Annotated in this window: 14 protein-coding genes; 3 read left to right on the top strand and 11 right to left on the bottom strand. The window is 42.6% G+C overall.

Annotated features, from left to right (window positions below):
- Positions 1-5: 5 nt before the first annotated feature.
- Positions 6-899, bottom strand: a complete 894-nt coding sequence (locus L3V36_RS01675; RefSeq protein WP_208774142.1) for a nuclear transport factor 2 family protein — start codon at positions 897-899, stop codon at positions 6-8.
- 463 nt (positions 900-1,362) lie between these two features.
- A complete protein-coding gene (locus L3V36_RS01680; RefSeq protein ID WP_017085524.1) occupies positions 1,363-2,205 on the bottom strand; it encodes a LysR family transcriptional regulator in 843 nt (280 codons plus the stop codon).
- Between the two features lie 193 nt (positions 2,206-2,398).
- On the opposite strand from L3V36_RS01680, the gene L3V36_RS01685 reads away from it, so the two are divergent.
- On the top strand, positions 2,399-2,788 hold the full coding sequence (locus tag L3V36_RS01685) for a DOPA 4,5-dioxygenase family protein (protein ID WP_104214735.1): 390 nt from the start codon (positions 2,399-2,401) through the stop codon (positions 2,786-2,788).
- A gap of 262 nt (positions 2,789-3,050) precedes the next feature.
- Here the strand turns inward: L3V36_RS01685 and L3V36_RS01690 are convergent, their stop codons facing one another.
- From L3V36_RS01690 to accD, 5 genes are all read right to left on the bottom strand, one after another.
- Complete coding sequence (locus L3V36_RS01690) at positions 3,051-3,296, bottom strand: hypothetical protein (protein ID WP_208774144.1); 246 nt, start codon at positions 3,294-3,296, stop codon at positions 3,051-3,053.
- Between the two features lie 504 nt (positions 3,297-3,800).
- Positions 3,801-5,114, bottom strand: coding sequence for a DUF1501 domain-containing protein (locus L3V36_RS01695; RefSeq protein ID WP_065681989.1), 1,314 nt, complete (start codon positions 5,112-5,114; stop codon positions 3,801-3,803).
- A complete protein-coding gene (locus L3V36_RS01700) occupies positions 5,111-6,766 on the bottom strand; it encodes a DUF1800 domain-containing protein (protein ID WP_032555416.1) in 1,656 nt (551 codons plus the stop codon). The genes L3V36_RS01695 and L3V36_RS01700 overlap by 4 nt, the downstream gene beginning before the upstream one ends.
- A gap of 706 nt (positions 6,767-7,472) precedes the next feature.
- The gene (locus L3V36_RS01705) at positions 7,473-9,281 is read right to left on the bottom strand and encodes a hypothetical protein (RefSeq protein WP_017094002.1); all 1,809 of its coding nucleotides are present in this window, start codon (positions 9,279-9,281) and stop codon (positions 7,473-7,475) included.
- Between the two features lie 406 nt (positions 9,282-9,687).
- Positions 9,688-10,554: an acetyl-CoA carboxylase, carboxyltransferase subunit beta gene (accD, locus tag L3V36_RS01710; protein ID WP_054543120.1), complete on the bottom strand. Its 867-nt coding sequence runs from the start codon at positions 10,552-10,554 to the stop codon at positions 9,688-9,690.
- A gap of 138 nt (positions 10,555-10,692) precedes the next feature.
- Here accD and L3V36_RS01715 point away from each other — a divergent pair, with 138 nt between their 5' ends.
- Together L3V36_RS01715 and L3V36_RS01720 are read left to right on the top strand one after the other, a co-directional pair.
- Positions 10,693-11,604: a LysR family transcriptional regulator gene (locus L3V36_RS01715; protein WP_208774298.1), complete on the top strand. Its 912-nt coding sequence runs from the start codon at positions 10,693-10,695 to the stop codon at positions 11,602-11,604.
- Positions 11,605-11,955: 351 nt separating this feature from the next.
- Positions 11,956-12,669, top strand: a complete 714-nt coding sequence (locus L3V36_RS01720; protein ID WP_102566488.1) for a hypothetical protein — start codon at positions 11,956-11,958, stop codon at positions 12,667-12,669.
- A 281-nt stretch (positions 12,670-12,950) separates the two neighbouring features.
- Here the strand turns inward: L3V36_RS01720 and L3V36_RS01725 are convergent, their stop codons facing one another.
- The 4 genes from L3V36_RS01725 to L3V36_RS01740 form a co-directional block, all read right to left on the bottom strand.
- Complete coding sequence (locus L3V36_RS01725; RefSeq protein WP_208774146.1) at positions 12,951-14,993, bottom strand: FUSC family protein; 2,043 nt, start codon at positions 14,991-14,993, stop codon at positions 12,951-12,953.
- A 185-nt stretch (positions 14,994-15,178) separates the two neighbouring features.
- A complete protein-coding gene (locus tag L3V36_RS01730; RefSeq protein ID WP_102448014.1) occupies positions 15,179-15,904 on the bottom strand; it encodes a metallophosphoesterase in 726 nt (241 codons plus the stop codon).
- 79 nt (positions 15,905-15,983) lie between these two features.
- Positions 15,984-16,505, bottom strand: a complete 522-nt coding sequence (locus L3V36_RS01735; protein ID WP_069595481.1) for a YcxB family protein — start codon at positions 16,503-16,505, stop codon at positions 15,984-15,986.
- Between the two features lie 285 nt (positions 16,506-16,790).
- A complete protein-coding gene (locus L3V36_RS01740) occupies positions 16,791-17,885 on the bottom strand; it encodes a nickel/cobalt transporter (RefSeq protein ID WP_208774148.1) in 1,095 nt (364 codons plus the stop codon).
- Positions 17,886-17,927 lie beyond the last annotated feature (42 nt).

The raw sequence follows: 17,927 nt of genomic DNA on the forward strand, positions 1-17,927 counted from the left end.
TGCAATTAACGTTGGCTAGGGTAACCAAACACATCGTTTTCGTTGGCTGACTCTCCAGTTTGAGTTTCTGCAATATCCCAATGCTCTACTATTTTCCCTTCGCTATTAAAGCGGAAGATATCAATGTAACCAACACCTAAATCGCCTTTTTTACTTAGGTCAGTTTGCTTAGAATGAACAAGAACCATGTCACCCATCGCGATTGTTTTTGCTATCTCCGTTTTTAGCTTGGTCCCGTTACTGTTTAAGTAATCAAGGTAACCAACCAATGCTTTTCTACCATTTGGAACCTCTGGGTTGTGTTGAATGTAGGTATCGCTAGAAATATACTTTTTTAAAGCACTTGTATCCGCTGGATTATCAAAGCTTTTCAACACAGCAATGGCTCTGCCTCGATTGCGCTCGATGTCTTGAGTTGAATCATAGATATTCGCGTCTGGCCCTTGGTACATGGTGTTTTTGTTTTCAGATTTTTCTGGAACTTGTTGGTAGTGATCCCAATGCTCTACCAGCATGCCATTTTCTTCTCTCCAGATATCAACATAAACATATTCCGCACCGTCTGAAGTTGTCCAAACAGAGTGTATTGCGACATAAGGACCTTCTGCAATGGTACGGTAGATATCTACTTGCACGCCAGGATCAGCAGTTAACTCGCCAGCTACCGCTTTAATCAGTTCTGCTGGTCCATCGCCATACGCTGTAGCGTGTTGGATGTAAGTGTCACCAACGTACTTTCCAAAGTTGTTCAAATTCCTATAAACCAGTACATCTTCATAGAAGCCTTCTGCTAGTTTAATGGATTGATTAGTTTGAGCGTCAATGGTGCTTAGGTTAGCAAAGCTTGGGGCAGTAAATAGACAAACAGCCATTCCGATTGCAACAGATTTAATAGACATGATTCTTCCTTTTTAGGTTTGTTTTGTTTGAGCACCTGTATGCTAGCCACTCTAATTAATTAAAAAAATAGGGTATTGTTCATACTTATCATGAATAAATTCGATTAGTTGTAGTTGTAGTTGTAGTTGTGGCGAGGTGGTAGGTGAAGTCTATTACTTAAATCGAGATCTAATGATGGTCACGGGATACTGACTGGGATCTGATAACTACTTATTTTAAAGGGCAAATCAGAGCAATATAATTACTCTGAATAGATGAATAGATGAATAGATGAATAGATGAATAGATGAATAGATGAATAGATGAATAGATGAATAGATGAATAGATGAATAAATGAATAAATGAATAGGTGGGTTCAATACACAGGCGTTTACTTGGTTTCAAAAAACAGAAACCTTATACCTTGGTCGGTCTTTTTAACGTACAGCCAAAAAACTAAGAATATCAATCCCAATTAATACTCACTGTAATCGATTTTTAAGCCAAGAATGACGCTCTGACTGCTTATTTCTATTGTGCCAGACTTTAACAATATTGAAGTGAGGAAGCTCGAAAGGTAAGGGGACCTGCTTAAAGTCTCTAAATAACGTTTCTGACAAGCGAGAAGGCATTGTCACTATGATGTTTGTATCTTTAATTAAAGACGCTATCGCCCCAAAACTCGGCGCACTAGCCACGATTTTTCTCTTCACTCCTCGTTTTTTAAGTATTGTGTCTATTTCGGTTTGGTGAGAATGCTCAAAAGACATGATGGCGTGAGGTTTGGAGCAATATTGCTCTATCGTTGTTGGCGGTGTTTGCTTTTGAGGGTTGTAAAAACAGACCTCTTGGTCAGAAAACAGCTTAGTTTGAATTAAATCCGACTCGTTACTCGTTAGTTCAGGTGACAAAACAAAATCTACATCACCAGACCTAAGTAATGAAGCCCACTGAAGTTGAGTTCTGGCTGGGGCTATGTGCAATGAACTCATCGGCGCTGCTTTCTGGAAATCATGAAACATAGGTTTTATAACGGTTTCTATTTCATAGTCGTTAGCCGCGATGGAAAAAACTTTATCATCTATTAGTGGGTTGTATTGTTGTGAGCTTGCGAAAGCTTGCATCGCTATTACGATTTCTCTGGCCTTTTCAATAAGTTCTCCCGCCTTTGGCGTAGGCGCGATACCTCTTCCTGAAGTGACAAACAATTCATCTTTTACTATTTTGCGAAGTTGGTTAAGCCCATGGCTAACTGTTGATTGAGTAACCCCCATACTATCCGCTGCCTTTGTTACTGATTGGTGTTCATAAACGCTAATAAACATGCGAAGTAGTCGTCCATCCAACGTAGAGTAATCGAAAGTGTTCATAGGTAACATTCAACTTATGCAGTGTATTAATGATATAGGTTGTAACATACTCTTTCTCGATAAAACAGAACCAAAGATTGACTCACCGGAATGAACGATATTTTCGAGTTAATCGTGAATAAAGAATTCCAGTTTATAGAGGTATTTTATGCCCAGTTTCACTCCTCAATTACCAGTTGCGTATGGTAATCACCAAGAAGCAATATCTTCTCCAAGGTTAAAAGGTTGGCATGCACATATTTATTTTAATGACCTTACCGAGCAAACGGCTCAAAGGGTAATTAACGATATAGCATTAGAAATTACAGATCTAAGACAAGGCCAACTGCATCGAAAATTGGTTGGCCCTCATCCTTGTTGGAGCTGTCAGCTTTACTTTAAGCCACATTTATTAAGTGATGTAGTCACTTGGTTGACGTTCAACCGAAAAGGTTTAACGATACTTTTTCACCCCATAAGTGGAAATGATTTGTTAGATCATAAAGATAGAGTGTTTTGGATGGGTGATGTCAAAGACCTAAATCTAGAGAATCTATAAAGCCCCAAATTTGTATCGATGATGAAAACAATGAAAAACATGGAAAGAGGGGGGGAAGAATCAAAAGAAGGGAAAGGAAGCGACTCGTTCAAATCCTGGATAAATTGCTCTGGGGGCAACGGTGACAGCAAGCGCTAACTGAGGAAAAAAGCTTTCGCTACAGCCCATGCTGTCAGCATGAAATGGTGCTTATTAAGGTCGCTCGACAGGGTAGTCGAAAGACTGTTGTTAGCGAACTGAGTCACGCCCTCTACTCATCTGCTTACTCTTTGGGCTGGTGACCCGTCTTCCTCGCAAACTTTTGCATAGCCTCGGCAAACGTTGTTGTCCCGCCTTTCGCTTTAACCTGAACCACCTTATATCCCAGGCTTTCTAGCGCTTGGCGCTCCACTAAAACCGCTTTGTCATCTGGCTGACTGCCTTGCACAGGCTGATGAATGTAACACCCTTCTAATTGACCATCTTCGACCAGCTGGTGGTGTTTCAGTGCATTGATATCAAAATTCATAGTAAGTCTTTTCGTTTTAAATGGAGAGTCTCTGTGGCAAAGGCCGCGAGTCTTTATAATTTTATGGTTTGTACCATACGGCATTTTAACTATAAGAAGCTAGTGAAAATACAGTAATCCAAAGGAATGTACTGGGTGCGGTTCGTATTCTCAATCTCTTTTTGACAGTAGGAAAGGGGAGGAACTGAATACCGATCGTGATAGGTACGAGACAAGTGCGGCTTCAGTTTAGCGGCAAAGAATGTTCTCCCCCGCGGTCGTTAATCTAAATAGATCGCTGAACTTCATTTTGGGGGGAGAACACACGCCTGTCTTAATGGAGTAGTACATCTTTTGTCTTGGTAAGATTCTGATAATGGACTTTAAAATCGTTATCACTAGTCGTCGTTTTAATGATATGTCAATCAGCAAAGTTCCCTAGAACGTACGTACTATTTAACTATGCCTGAAATTCAATAACATGTTGGCCAAAGGGTACTGGTGGTTCTAATGAACATTCAATTTTTATACTCTTAAGAACCCTAAATCTTGTACCGTGAAATTGGCTAAGTTTGGAAAGATATAATCCATTGCACTATCACTTGTCACTCCCATCCATTTTGCGATTGTCGCACCAATTTGCTCCACAGAAGTCGTTGGAATCATTCGCCCTTTATTGAAATCATTATCTCCATCCAAGATTAACGATGGCCACTGTCCGTATAGCTGCCCACTATTTAATGCTCCGCCCATCACAAGATGATTGCTTGCCCAGCCATGGTCTGTTCCGGTGCCATTGCTCGCTAAGCGTCGACCAAAGTCAGACATTGTCATTGTTGTTACTTTATCGCTCAGCCCCGCGGCTTCCATTGACTGATTGAACGCTGCAAGCGACTGACTCAAAGCACTCATCAATTCCGCATGGTCATTCAACTGGTTGGCATGTGTATCAAAGCCACCTAAGCCGACAAAATAAACTTGCTTCTGATGCCCTAGTTGATCGCTCGACTTAATCAATCGCGCAACCGTATGTAACTGATGACTTAGAGAAATATCAGGGAAATGCCCTTCTTCAGGTATTGAATCAATCGCTGAAGCTAGTGTATCTCGTATTGAAATTGAATCACTCTTCACACGATCAAACTCTCTTCCAAACGCCGTCAGAGGAGATAGGTTCATCACCTGATCAAAGCTCTTACGGCGCTGAGCGCTGTTTATAGCATTCACTTTAGGCAACGACGAAGCATTAATAAGATTGGCACTATAGTCGCTGCCATTTAATAGCTGAGCGTATCCATTAAGGCTAAATGTTGGGCTAATTGTATCAGTATCGCTACTGAGTACGTCCATCATTCGACCTGCCCAGCCTAACGTTGTTGTACTTCCAGACCAACCGCGTTGCCACTCAGTTTGCTGCGAATTATGAGAGAATAAAAACGGTGGCATCGCATGCGTTCCGTCCTTTAACCCCGTTTTTGTTGAAGGTTCAATCAACACTCCGCTGTTTGAAATGGCGACCATTTTCCCGCTATTGAACAGACCTTGAGCATCAATCATTGATGGGTGTAAACCTAATGTCAGACCTGAGCCTGTATTCAATGACAAAGGCAATAATGATGCTTGTGAGATGGCAATATCTGGACGAGCTGCTGCGTATTCATCATAGTGTGCATTATCGTTGGGCACCAACATGTTAAAGCCATCATTTCCGCCGAACAAAAAGACACAAACTAGCGCTTTATAATTATTATTTGGCAGCGCATGTGCAGAGCCAGTTCCCATCATTGAGACAACTGGTGTCGAGGCCATAGCCGCTAATAGTTGACGACGTGAAATCATTGGGCTAATTCCTCAATATGAAACTCTTGGCTAGTCACAACAATATACAGTGCATTGCGGACCTTTAAACTTTGCTGCGTATCGCGAAGGCTTTCTAAAGACTCCAATACCACGGCTCTGAGTGGCTCACTCATTCTCTGAGACAGTAAACGCCTCTCAACTTCTTCGATCAATGCTATGTGGTCATTAGCGACCGCTTCTAAAGGTGCTGTATTTATGACAATGCGTTTAGGATTATCTTCACCCTCGTAATTTGTTCTGCCCGTTGCATTCCAAAGCTGATTATTGGTGAGAATGAAATTATTCCAGCTCAGTATCTCGAACTCTGGTGCAACATCATTTGCGGCAGCGATCTCACCATTTGGGGCGTAGTCAGGAGAAAAGAAATTAAACACACTTGGCGAACCAAGTGGAGACTGGCCATATGACCTGAACATGTCGATAGAGTTATGGAATCGCCCCGAAGGATCAGCTGACTTTGCTTCAAATGCGCGGAAAAAATTGGTCATCGCGATTAAAGGCTCTTTCATCTTGGCGGGCGATCGAACACTGCCGCTAAGCGCTTCACGATCAGTTAGAATCCCGCGAATTACCGCTTTAAGATCACCTCTAACTCCCTCACCATTATCGGCGAATAGTGCACTAATTCGAGCAATATAAGCAGGAGAAGGGTTCGAGGTCACCAATCTTTGGATAAGGTGTTTACTGATTAACGGAGCCGTATTGGGGTGATTAAGCAACATATCCATCGCCTGCGCCATATCTTGCTCAGCGGTTTGTCCTTGTGCAAATACTTCGCCTATTACCACCTTTTCTTCATCATCATGGCGATCAGGATAAGCGACCATTGGCAGGAACCAATTCCCATCTTTAGAACCCCACGATGGTCTAGCTTTCTCAGCTATGTGCCAACCAGTAAATACTCGTGCAAGGTTTTCTATGTCATCCTGCGAGTAAGTTGGAATCAATTGCCCCTGACTATCAAGTTTCTCTGTACCATCGGAATTTAATTCATAAAGCCCGATGCTAAACAATTGCATAACTTCTCGTGCATAGTTTTCATCAGGGAAGCGATTACTTTCTGGATCAGCCTTTTGATTAGCCATCATTGACAAATAATCGCCCATCGCGGCATGAAGCGTCACTGATTCAATCAGATCACGATAATTGCCAAAAGCATGCTTGATGAGCATGTCGTAGTAGTCGGTCATCTCTAGCGCGCGACCACCCAAGCTAGCGCCATACCGTGAAATCACAAAAATTTCACTCAATGCAAACGCGACTCGTTGTCGTAATTGGTCTGCTGCATTAATGCTGATATCCCACCAAACTGCCACGCGATCTGCTTGGTTGTAAGTGTCTTTATCAGCTTCCAGTGAGTAAGATTTCAGGCGTGTTGAGTGCAAACTTGGGGCCGCAGAAAACTGCTTATCTAGCCAATTGATATAGCCTAAGTTTTCTAATTCTTGATAGGAGTTTGGCTGTGGGCCAAATGTCGAACGATAGAGAAGGTCGTAACGCTGATCTTGAGTCAGGGAAGCAGGTTCAGGAGTTCCACCATTTCCCGAACTGCTATCTTCTCCGCCGCAAGCCGAAAGCAATGAGAGGCTAACGAAGCATATACATAATTTGAAGCCAAAACGCTTTAACATAAAAAACTCAGAAATCTTATTACTGCAGGTGATTTTCCGCACACTAACGAAGATCATCATTTACAGCAATCTAACCCAATATAAACTGTGCGACGGGTTCATATTTGACAATGAGGCAGCAAAATAACTCAAACCATGTCGTTGAATACGATATACGCATATCTATCTAGCCTTAAAAAAGAAAAAGGTCGTGCGATCTATCTCTTCTAAAGGCAGTCTTTCTCAGTCAATGACTAATCCATAGGTCATAAAGCAGACTGCAAATTAATATTACTTTGTGATACATAAAATTGATATTTACAGGGTGCAGATAACTTTTAGCAGCACAGATACATATTAACAAAATTTGATTGAGTTAAAGGTCTAACGTCAAAGCATTAACTGACAATAGCAGCGACATTGGCGTTAATAAAGCACGACTTTGTTTCATCATTTAAACCAATTTTTGATATTGGTAGATTTTTACATGAATATAACAATATAGCTTTTAAAATAAGGGAGTTTTAAGGGAGGCTATGAGTTTACTACAATGAGATCTAGGGTATATCCCAATGCTAGAGTATCAGAACATTTCACGCCCCCCCTGATGTAAGCAGTTAAGACCGTGAAGTAGGGACGCAGTGTGTAGTTGTTCAGTAGCAATCAGTGGAGTGATAAAAATGAGGCCTCGAGTTTGCGAGGCCTTTTATTATTACTGGCTATATATTTAGTGTTGCAATATCGATGTGCGTGTTATGCCGTTTACCGTAGCATTGGCGACGATATTTAGTTTACCGTCAGCGCCATAAAATACAAACTTAGGCACAGTGGTGTAAGTGCTATTTCCTATTGTGGTATTAGGGAGAGTAATCGTTTCTGACAGGTTCAAATGGTTTGAAGTCAACACCAATACCTTGTTGCTTTGCCCTTCAAGAGAGTAAGCAATTTTGGTAGTGTCGTGAGACTCATCCAGTGTTTGAATTGTAGAAGAGTAAGGCCACGAATTGAGTTCAGGTAAAGTTATTTTTCCTGCGTAAGTCATGTCAAGCCCAGCGTCACTTGACGTATTCAATCTCACTCCACACTGCGTGTAGATGAATGTGCCAGTATGGTTGAACCAGAAATTATCGCAGAAACTGTAGTCGCCATGGTAAGGGGAATCGACAGGTCTTGCTGGGTTTTCCGGATCCGAAATGTCCGTCTTAGCGACATCTTCAGGGCTAATATTTGTATCTAAACTGTAGAAAGCTTGGCTGCTAGGGCTGATTTTGAGTACCGTTTTTTCGTAGTACCCCCAGTCACTTTTAGACTCTACAGAACCGCTTTCAAGATTAATGACTTGTAGGTCAACCCATTGATCCGTTTTAGGTAAAGTCCAAGCGTAGTTACCATTGGTGGTTAAATCAAAAATATCATGGGAATGGTAGATATTCGATACTTGGGTATCTATTGGAGAAGAGGCGTTGTATTCAAGTGTCGTTATCATCGCATCGTGGCCGACCACAAAGCGATTAGTACCACTAATGTTATCGACAGTGACAGCTGATGGCGATCTATGAAGGTCTATCTCATAAGCTGTAGCATCGTTCAGGCTATAAAAGTAGATCGCGTTCTTTGGGCTATCAGATACAACAGCAATTACATTTAATGAATCGGAATAAATTGCATCGACAGTGTTGTGGGTCGGTGCGCTATCAAAATCGATAACAGAAATACTTGGTGTTGTTGGAGAGCCTCCATCTGGATCTGGGCTTGGATCAGGGTTTGGTGAAGTGTTATTGATCTTGTAGCTGACGGGAACGGTTAGTGGGCTGCCTTCGATCGGATAGCTACAGTTATAGTCGTAACAGACGTCCACATTGAGAGTTGAGCTAAATGAGCCCAAACCAACTACGGATGGCGTTTCTAAGCTCATATTGAGCCCGATATTAGAGGGACTAATAAAAGGCGTAACGGATGTAACAAATGAACTATTGGCTCGAGCTTCTACGCGAAGGTTGTGCAGATCAGAACCAGAAAGATTGATGGTGTCAGATACATTTTGGTATACGTTCACATCAGTGAGTTCCGCTACTGTTTCAATGTTCGGAACGGCTAGCTCTACTTTATGATCTAGTGTCACTTTGTTGGTTAAAGTGAGGGCGACTGGCGAGCCAGAATAGTGTTGGCTACAATACTCATCGTAACAAACAGCGAACTGAGCTGTTGTGGAGTTTGTGCCGTTGCCGACTTCATAACCTGGCTTCATGTATACGCTGACGTGACCCGTTGCATCGTTATTGATGTTGTACTCAACCCGAGATATCAAACTTCCACTGTCACTCATGATGCCATAGTAGAGATCGTCTCCTGCGTCATATTTCACACTGAAAGGGATATTTACATAGGTTTGTTCAAACGCACCAGACTCCATTTGATAACTGGTTTGTGCAACATTGACGGCACTAGATGATGGACTACTATCACTACCACCACAGCCAGTTAGAGCCAATACAGATAAAGCGGACGATATCTGATAAAACTTATTCCATGTCATATAATTTAATTCAATCCATAATGCCCAAGTCATTGATATATTTAATCATAACAACATAATCGTATGCAATATGTTTGCTAGTGGTATTCGTCGCATTTCAAGCATCACTCTTAAGATCTACGCCACCATTTTTGCGTTCTTAGTTCACATTTCCAGTTAAAGGTTTTACAAATCGATATTGTTTAAATAAGGGGACTATTCTGTTTGCACCACGATAATTAGTTCACTCTAGAATAGAGTTTGATTTTTGTGCGTGGGACTTGAAGGAAAGGAATACCGATCGTGATAGGTACGAGACAAGTGCGGCTTCAGTTTAGCGGCAAAGAATGTTCTCCCCCGCGGTCGTTAATCTAAATAGATCGCTGAACTTCATTTTGGGGGGAGCTATAGGGCGAGGTGTAGTGGTCTAATGCTCGACTTGAATCTGAGTATTGGTCATCATCGCGATCAGTTTAGCTACTCGTTTACGCATGTCACGTCTATCAATAATCATGTCTAATGCGCCATGCTCTAATAGGAACTCACTCTGCTGAAAATCTTCAGGTAATTTTTCTCGTACCGTTTGTTCAATCACTCTTCGTCCGGCAAAACCAATTCTCGCTTTAGGTTCACCGATATTGATATCACCTAACATCGCAATACTTGCCGATACACCGCCAAAAGTTTGATCGGTCAATACGGAGATATAAGGGAGCTTTGCATCTGATAGCCGTTTTAAAGCAGCACTCGTTTTTGCCATTTGCATTAAAGCCATCAGTGACTCTTGCATACGCGCTCCACCACAAGCCGAAAAGCATACCAATCCACAGTTAGCCTCGATGGCTGCATTAACAGCATCAACAAAGCGAGCGCCCACAACGGCACCCATTGAGCCAGCCATAAAAGAAAATTCGAAAGCGCACGCCACAACAGGCATCCCTAACAACTCTCCCTGCATCGCGACTATTGCATCTTTCTCACCTGTACTTTTTTGGGCTAGGGCAAGGCGTTCTGTGTAGCGTTTATTGTCTTTGAAACTGAGCAAATCTTTCGGCTCGTGTTGTTTGCCTAACTCAGTTTTCATACCTTTATCTAAAAAACTGTCTAAGCGACAGCGTGCCGACATCCTCATGTGGTGATCGCATTTTGGACATACCTCCAGATTTTCATTAAGGGCTATGCTATACAGGATCTGGTCGCAAGAGGGGCATTTTGTCCATACTCCTTCTGGAATATTCGCTTTACGCGTACTGATTATATTTTTCTTATCTAATAGTTTTTCTATCCAACTCATTGGAAACCTTATCCAGTTCACTTTTAATGATGAGTATTGTATAAGCCTGTTTTTGGTAATAAAGTGCTTAATATTGGCTATATAATCCTATTTAATGGGATTGCTGGTGTGGGCGGATTATTGATATGGATGAGATTAATGGGAATGCTTGAGAAGATTGATCAACAATGGCTAAAAAGCTTTCACTGTGTCTATGAGAACAATAGCTTTAAGAGAGCTGCAGAGTTTCTGTGTTTACCGACATCAAACGTCAGTCGTCATATCGCGTTGCTAGAAGAGCAGCTAGATGCTCGACTTTTTGATAGAACAACTCGCCGAATTTCTTCGACAGAAGCAGGGGACCACCTTTATCTACGAACTCAGCCATTGTTGGATAAACTCAACGACGCTCTTGAGGAGGTGACACAACACTCTCGTGAAGTCATAGGGCAACTCAATGTTTTAATGCCAGACTCACCTGACTTGGCCCAAGCCGTCGTTTCGTTTTGTACTCAGTATCCATCTATTTCATTATGTTGTGATACGAGTATCAGCCCTAAAGAGGATCCGCTTGACGGATTTGACGTTATTTTGAGTTTTCATCGAGGGAAGCTAGAGGATAACAATTGGATAGCGAAAGAGATTAAGCGTTGGCCTAGTGTTGTTGTGGCTTCACCCAAACTTCTTCATACATCTTCTAAGCCTTTTAAGATTACGGATTTGAAACATGTACCTTGTATTAGCAGCTTTACCGCGTTAAATGGTACGCCATGGGTATTTAAGAACGAAACAGGTCCGGTAATTACTCAAAGAGTAAAATCTACATTTAAAGTGAATAGTGGGCAACTCGCTAAAGCAGGTGCATTGGCTGGTTTGGGGTTTGCGATACTCCCTGCTGAATTTTGTCGCGATGAAATAGAGATTGGCTCTCTGGAAGTTATAACACTTGAATACAAACCTGAAGATTTGGTGCTGTACGCCTTTTATGCGTCGAGAAAGCACATAGCAAAAAAGATTCCGATGTTCATTGAGCACTTAAAACATCAAGCGAATCTAGACGCGCAAAAATAACAGAAAATTCGGAGGCTAGGGGCTCTTCCCTAGGTTAGAGGTGTACTCACTATTTATGGATAAAACTAAGACCTCGCGTTTGCGAGGTCTTAGTTTTTCGGGTAGTGATAACAAACTCTTGGATAATTCCGAGTTACGACGTTTCAATAATCCCAACTTATCGTATTACTCTTAGTGTTGAAATTACATGGACTGCCTAAATGTAGTTGGCTAAGATCATTCATTCACAAAAACAGTAACCAAGCAGAAAAATCATAGTATGCGTCTTCAACTGTACTGAATATTGTTATCTCAGGTTATAATTTGGTATCAAAATAAATGAAATAAGTTAGATAAATAACAAGGAAAAGTATGTATCTAGACGTCAACGAACAAAAGCCCAAGCATGTAGTTAGTTTGATCATCTACTTCATTGAGGATGTAGCTTCTAATGGGGTTGAACCACTGGCAATGGTTAATGAATGGCAACAAAATTGGGGGAAATTCAACCTTGTGCCGATATCCGGCAGAGGTGAAACAGAGGAAAGTGCGTTATTCGATGCTATCAAGGCATGCAAAAAATACTCTATTAATATTTCTGAAAAATGTTGTAAAAAGGTATCTACAATTCAAACTCGAGATTCAGACGATAGGATTAAAGAACCATATTTTTGTGAGTTTTCATATAGTAATCATACTTACGAAGTAGACATTAAGGAACCTAATCGAATTATCCAACAACGTCTTTCATCTCCACCTATTCCGCGTCCTTTATCTGGTCGTGGTGGTAATGTCGTATACACCCCATACACTAGTGAAATTGCACATTACCACCCTCACAAATCCACCAAGTATCTGATAAGCAAAGAAATCCTGAAAAGACACCCTGAGTTCTTCAGTGAGAAAATTAAAGATTTGTTAGGATCTCAACCCGATAGAGATAGTCTATCTGAAGTGCTAACTGCCATGTCGTTTCCCGTACTTAAAGAGATTAGAGAATTTGGGATAAATGATGAAGATGTTCGATATAGAGCCGAGCTTGAACTTTCTTATGTGATGTCTGGTCGATTTTACTACAACCTCTAAGTTCCACACGGATTCAAATCGCAGCGCCAACATGTATCAGCACAAGATGATAGCAAATGTGTTGAATCAGAATCGGAGATTTCCGTGTTTAATGATCCTTAAATTGTGTATAGATATTTAATCTAACTTGTTCTGGAGCAAAGACGTGTCGGTCATTTTTTAACAAGCCTGTTCCTCAAAGTGTGTCAAACGCTTAGCTCTAAAAATACAGATCAAAATCTGAGTGGCCATTGGTGTTTAAGATCTTTGGTATTTAAGTCCTTTGATCGTTAAGCCCTGATTTAGCCTTCTAGATTACGCCGAACTAAATCGTGCATTTGTTTTACTGTCATCAGTGCTAACCAGATGATTTCTTCTACCGAGCGTTGACCCGTTGTGGAAGTTGGGTGACCGGCGTCGGATTGATTGGTTAGCGCGGGCAGCTCATGGACGCGGTTATCACGAATGGTGTTGATTAACGCATCCATCGCATCATGAATTAAGCGTTCGACTTGTTGTGAACCTTGGTATTGCGTGCCTTTCCTGACCAGCGGAATCAGCAAGCAGAGATAATGGCTTAATAATCGATAGTGACTCAGCATATCTTCATAATAATGAGGATCGGCACGAGTGTGTTTTGGCTCTTGCTGCATCTCATTGTAAATCAGCTCAAGGTCGCTTTCGGCGGTTAGCATAGCGGCACGTTGCTTGGTTAGTGCAGTATGGTCATGTTGTTCGGTGCCAATTTGCAGCTGTTCGTAACAATACACAAATAAGCTTTTTGAACTATTCAGCGCCTTTAACGCTTGAGTGTGGATCTCTTTGCCTCGCCATTGCGGCCATAACAAGCTGTATCCGAGTAGGACAATCGCGCCCCCGACTATGTTGTCGAGCAAACGTGGTGCTGCAAAATCGAGCCCTTGATGCGCCATGGTCTGATACACCAAAATCAATAGCGCTGTAATGCAACCAATGGCTAGCGAGTAATGGCGCATGATATTAAGCATTGCGACAGGCAAGAGGATAACGATAAGCGTATACATCGCGGTCGTTGGTACGCCAATGTGAATTAAAGACGTCGCGAATAGCACACCAAGCGCCGTACCTAAACAGCGTTGCCACGTTTTACTGCGTGTCGCCAAGAAGCTTGGTTGAATCACCATTAACATCGAAATCAGAACCCAATCAGGGCGAATCAATTCAAAGTATTCCGCAATTCCAGCACCAAGTGCGAACATCAAACCGACACGGGTAACATGACGCCAAATCGGATTGCCTCGGCTTGGTAGGCGAAAAGACAACTCGAACGGCTGCACTTCAAAAGAACGTTCATAAGCGGGTTCATTAAGCTCAATACGACGGGAAATATGCTTCACTGCGTATGCCCAATAACGAAAGCGGGGTTGGTCTTCGAGCTTGACCGCTTCAATCAAGTCATTAGCTTCTTGCTCTAATGAGCTTAAGTGCTTCACCTCTTCGTTTGTGTTGTGTAGAAGCTGTTTGGCTTTGTGTCTTAGTCTTTGCTGACAATGTTGGCTCCAAACCAATAGCAAGTCTCGTTTGTGTTTGCTGGACTGAAATTGGTTCAATAGATCGGGATTCGTTGTGTGGCTGCTGAGTATCACTTCAAACGTATCAAGAGCGAGGAACAAGGCTTGTCGAAGCGAGTTAGCATCTTCTTGTTTAGATCGAAAAGATTCAGATTGAAGAGACTGTTGGAACAACTCGATGAGTTGGTATTTGATGCGTCTTTTCGGTGCATCACTTTCGCTACCTAGCAGGAATGCTTGGCGATATTGGATGTAGTCTGCCAACGTTTCGTAAATCGCGGACAGACACACACGCAATGCATAGTGCTTCCACAACGCAAACCAAAGCCAGCTAAACAGTGCAAAAGTAAGAGGCCCGAGTACCAACATAGGGTACAAGCTTAGCGCTGTGTTGGAATTGTGAAGTGAGAGAGTGACGACTGCTATCAATAGGCTCGACATACCGAGCCGTGCCCAAAAAGGACCATTGACCGCAGCACTGGCAAGCAAAGCACCCATAGCACCATAAGTCACCCATAAAGGCAGTCCGCTTTTCAGCAGAGCGTAACTGATGGCCAGAGTCATTCCCCAAGCGGTTGCGGTAATCGCAAAACGTGTCCACCGCCTTGGCCCTGCTGCATCGAGGCCACTAATCAGGGCGGCTGGCATAGTCATGAGAGCGGTCATGGCGATAGTGGTTTGATTCGACAAAACCCCTAAACCGAGAAACAGCACAATGGCACTGGTGGCGCGAAGCCCAAGGTTAATAGAAGGGGAGTACCAGACTTTACGCAAAATGGCAGGAGAAAACGTCATAGACCCTCGTTATTTGTTTGACCTTAATGAGTGTAACGCCAAACTTCTTCGCGTGCTGTCTTCAATCACAGATTGATAAATTGAATCGCTGCAAGCCTCTTCTATTGGCATAGAACGCTATATAGATTGGTTTATTCGAAAGCGAATCCACAAGGTTTAAGACAGCAAGATTCAAGATAGAGGGTTCAAAAATAGACAGCTTGGTAGTCGATGGAATCAGCAGAGAACGAGATTCGACTCAATCCTACCTTCTCGCTGCGATTGTATTCATTGATCGAGTGGTCAAAGCCATAGGCTGTCGAAGGACCCATATATTGAGTTATGCCTTGTTGTGTCGCCGTTATTCCATCATGGCCATGACCGCAGATCACGTCACGAACGCGATATTTCCGAAGCACGTTCATCACATCAGCATCGTTCTCTAGACAGATAGCTTTCATCCAATCAGCACCGACTGGAATGACAGGGTGGTGAACAACCACGATAGGATCATTGGCCTTTCTTAATTGTCGTTTTAGCTGAACCATGCCGCGGTTATCAATGCGCCCAGAACCGAGTGGATGACGTTTATCCAGCGGCTTGAAGCTTGAGTCTAGGAACACAAACTCTCGTTCATTGGTCATTGCTTTATTGGTGACGAAAATCGACGATCCTTTTAACTCTGTACGCATTAAGCGAGAGTCATCATGATTGCCCGCAATCGCGTAAATAGATTGTTCGCTAATGTGTTGCCTAATGAACGTCTCTAATCGAATGTAGTCTCCCGATTTTGGGTTACAACAGATGTCACCAGTCAGAAAAATGGTCTTGCATGCTGTGTCTTTGCTGACGTATTCCAGGGCTCTACGCAGGTTTTCATAGCTGGATTTATCGGAAAGGTGACAATCACTGATTTGGTAAACGGTGTTCATTGTTGTTGTCCGGTTATGCCATACGAATTATTGAAGATGATAGAAAAATGCCTGCCAAATTGGCAGGCATTTATTGATGCTAATTTGCTTTGGGTGCTTTGGGTGCTTTGGGTGCTTTGGACGCTTCGTGTTGCTCAACCATGAATGCAATGGCTTCATCGTTTAAACAAGACTTACTGACGTATTGGCGCTGCTTTCCAATATGAAGGATAAAACCTAAATCGGTTTGTTGCAGCTGGGAGATGTCAGTCCAAGCGATAGTATTGGTGTTTTTAGCGTTTTTATAACTTACGCCGTTAACGTCCCCTTGAAAGACTACTTTGCTGCCAGCACCTGAGCTGATTTTTTGTCGCCATATCCACCAGGTTCTCTTGCAGTAAACGCTGAACGCTTCAATCACACTTAATACAATAAAAAACCAGCCAACGTAACCGTTAGGTAGTAGTTCAAACTCTAATAAAACCACACCAAAAATAAGAAACAGTATTCCTTTTAAATAGGCTTTTGGAAATTGAGTCGGAAGGCTAGTTTGATCATAACACTCTGTGAAAAACGTCTTGTCGAGGATGTATTCTGTGGTGAAACCGGGATCTTTAGACATGTCTGGCTACTTTAATGTTTTCTGTGAATGAGCTTTCTATAAAGGGGCTACTACGCTGCAATCTAGTAACACCAACATTGTATCGCTTGTCGGTACTTTTCTTTAGCGGTTTTGATGCTCTTTTGTAAATCAATAATACTGACGGGGTTTGCTCTCGGCATAGCCCACTTGTTTACCTGATTTAATATTAAATAATGACTAAAACTAAGGCCTCACGGTTTCGAGGCCTTGATATGTCCGGAGCGGGTGGAAAGAACCTCAGATATATTGCTACGTTCTTGCGCTCTACATGGTGAAAACAGGCGACATGCCACTGTCTTGGCCGTTCATTAACAGCAAGCCAATCAACACAAGTAAAATGCCGCCAAAGAGTTGCAAGTAATGACCTGCGGCTTTCAATGATTCACTACTGTTCTTGTTACCTGCTGCCAAATAGCGCTTCACTAGATGCTTGCCTGTTAGCGTCATCATTGCAATTAATGAGGTTGTTAATGCTGTGCCTACTGCCATTGCAAAGGCACTCAGAACGCCCATCCAATATAGGCCAACCATGTTTGCGAAAAGCAGAACCATGATGGCTCCGGTGCATGGCCTGATGCCAATCGTCACGATGATTCCCGCGTACTCTCGGAATGTTGAAGCTTTATTGATGGCTTCTGGATCAGCGACGTGTTGGTGGCCGCACCCACAGTCGGCATGAGAATGATCTGCATGAGTGTGGTCAGCGGCTTGCAATGCATTGGTAGCGCCCATAACCATTGAACCAGATGAACGAAGCGCCATTGGCGTACGAACTGGCACTGACGAAGCTGTGCCTGTTGCTAATGGAGTGATGGCTTTCACTCTCAGAGTTGGTTGCGGTTTACGCATCGTTGAGTGGATGTTTTTCAGAGCTTTCCAGCAAATCAACGCACCTACCACGGCCACTAATGCAAAGCTTAATGAAACAAACATATTCGCTTTGTCATTCACCACTCGCATTGAAGCACTAAAGCCCCAGATCAACACGCTTACCAATAAGATTGCGACCAGTGCTTGTAAAAAAGCGGAGACGACCGTAAGTACCAAACTCGCTTTTGCTTTGGTTGGGTGAGTGGCTAAGTAGGTAGATACAATAACCTTGCCGTGCCCAGGCCCCAGAGAGTGGAGCATACCGTAGATAAAGCTGAATCCGATAAGGTAACTGCCTGCACCCCAAGGGTTGGATTTAGCTTCATAAAGTAGGTCTGCAAGCTCTGAATTGACTTCTCTTTGCCATTGGATGCTAGAGATAACTAACGATGGCCACATGGACCACACTTGATATGCACCGACAGCAACAAGCAGTAAAGCTCCGGCGCCAATAAGGTAATAGTTTGTTTTAAGTTGATTTGTCTGCATTTCACAAGAACCTATATCAGATATTTTTCTCGAAATGAATTG

The sequence above is a fragment of the Vibrio sp. G-C-1 genome, assembly GCF_021728015.1.
Classification (GTDB): domain Bacteria; phylum Pseudomonadota; class Gammaproteobacteria; order Enterobacterales; family Vibrionaceae; genus Vibrio; species Vibrio splendidus.

Coding starts and splice junctions, on each gene's coding strand:
- L3V36_RS01705 (WP_017094002.1), bottom strand. CDS start 9,281: ATGACATGGAATAAGTTTTATCAGATATCGTCCGCTTTATCTGTATTG.
- L3V36_RS01730 (WP_102448014.1), bottom strand. CDS start 15,904: ATGAACACCGTTTACCAAATCAGTGATTGTCACCTTTCCGATAAATCC.
- L3V36_RS01725 (WP_208774146.1), bottom strand. CDS start 14,993: ATGACGTTTTCTCCTGCCATTTTGCGTAAAGTCTGGTACTCCCCTTCT.
- L3V36_RS01695 (WP_065681989.1), bottom strand. CDS start 5,114: ATGATTTCACGTCGTCAACTATTAGCGGCTATGGCCTCGACACCAGTT.
- L3V36_RS01685 (WP_104214735.1), top strand. CDS start 2,399: ATGCCCAGTTTCACTCCTCAATTACCAGTTGCGTATGGTAATCACCAA.
- L3V36_RS01700 (WP_032555416.1), bottom strand. CDS start 6,766: ATGTTAAAGCGTTTTGGCTTCAAATTATGTATATGCTTCGTTAGCCTC.
- L3V36_RS01715 (WP_208774298.1), top strand. CDS start 10,693: ATGGGAATGCTTGAGAAGATTGATCAACAATGGCTAAAAAGCTTTCAC.
- L3V36_RS01680 (WP_017085524.1), bottom strand. CDS start 2,205: ATGTTTATTAGCGTTTATGAACACCAATCAGTAACAAAGGCAGCGGAT.
- L3V36_RS01690 (WP_208774144.1), bottom strand. CDS start 3,296: ATGAATTTTGATATCAATGCACTGAAACACCACCAGCTGGTCGAAGAT.
- L3V36_RS01740 (WP_208774148.1), bottom strand. CDS start 17,885: ATGCAGACAAATCAACTTAAAACAAACTATTACCTTATTGGCGCCGGA.
- L3V36_RS01720 (WP_102566488.1), top strand. CDS start 11,956: ATGTATCTAGACGTCAACGAACAAAAGCCCAAGCATGTAGTTAGTTTG.
- L3V36_RS01735 (WP_069595481.1), bottom strand. CDS start 16,505: ATGTCTAAAGATCCCGGTTTCACCACAGAATACATCCTCGACAAGACG.
- accD (WP_054543120.1), bottom strand. CDS start 10,554: ATGAGTTGGATAGAAAAACTATTAGATAAGAAAAATATAATCAGTACG.
- L3V36_RS01675 (WP_208774142.1), bottom strand. CDS start 899: ATGTCTATTAAATCTGTTGCAATCGGAATGGCTGTTTGTCTATTTACT.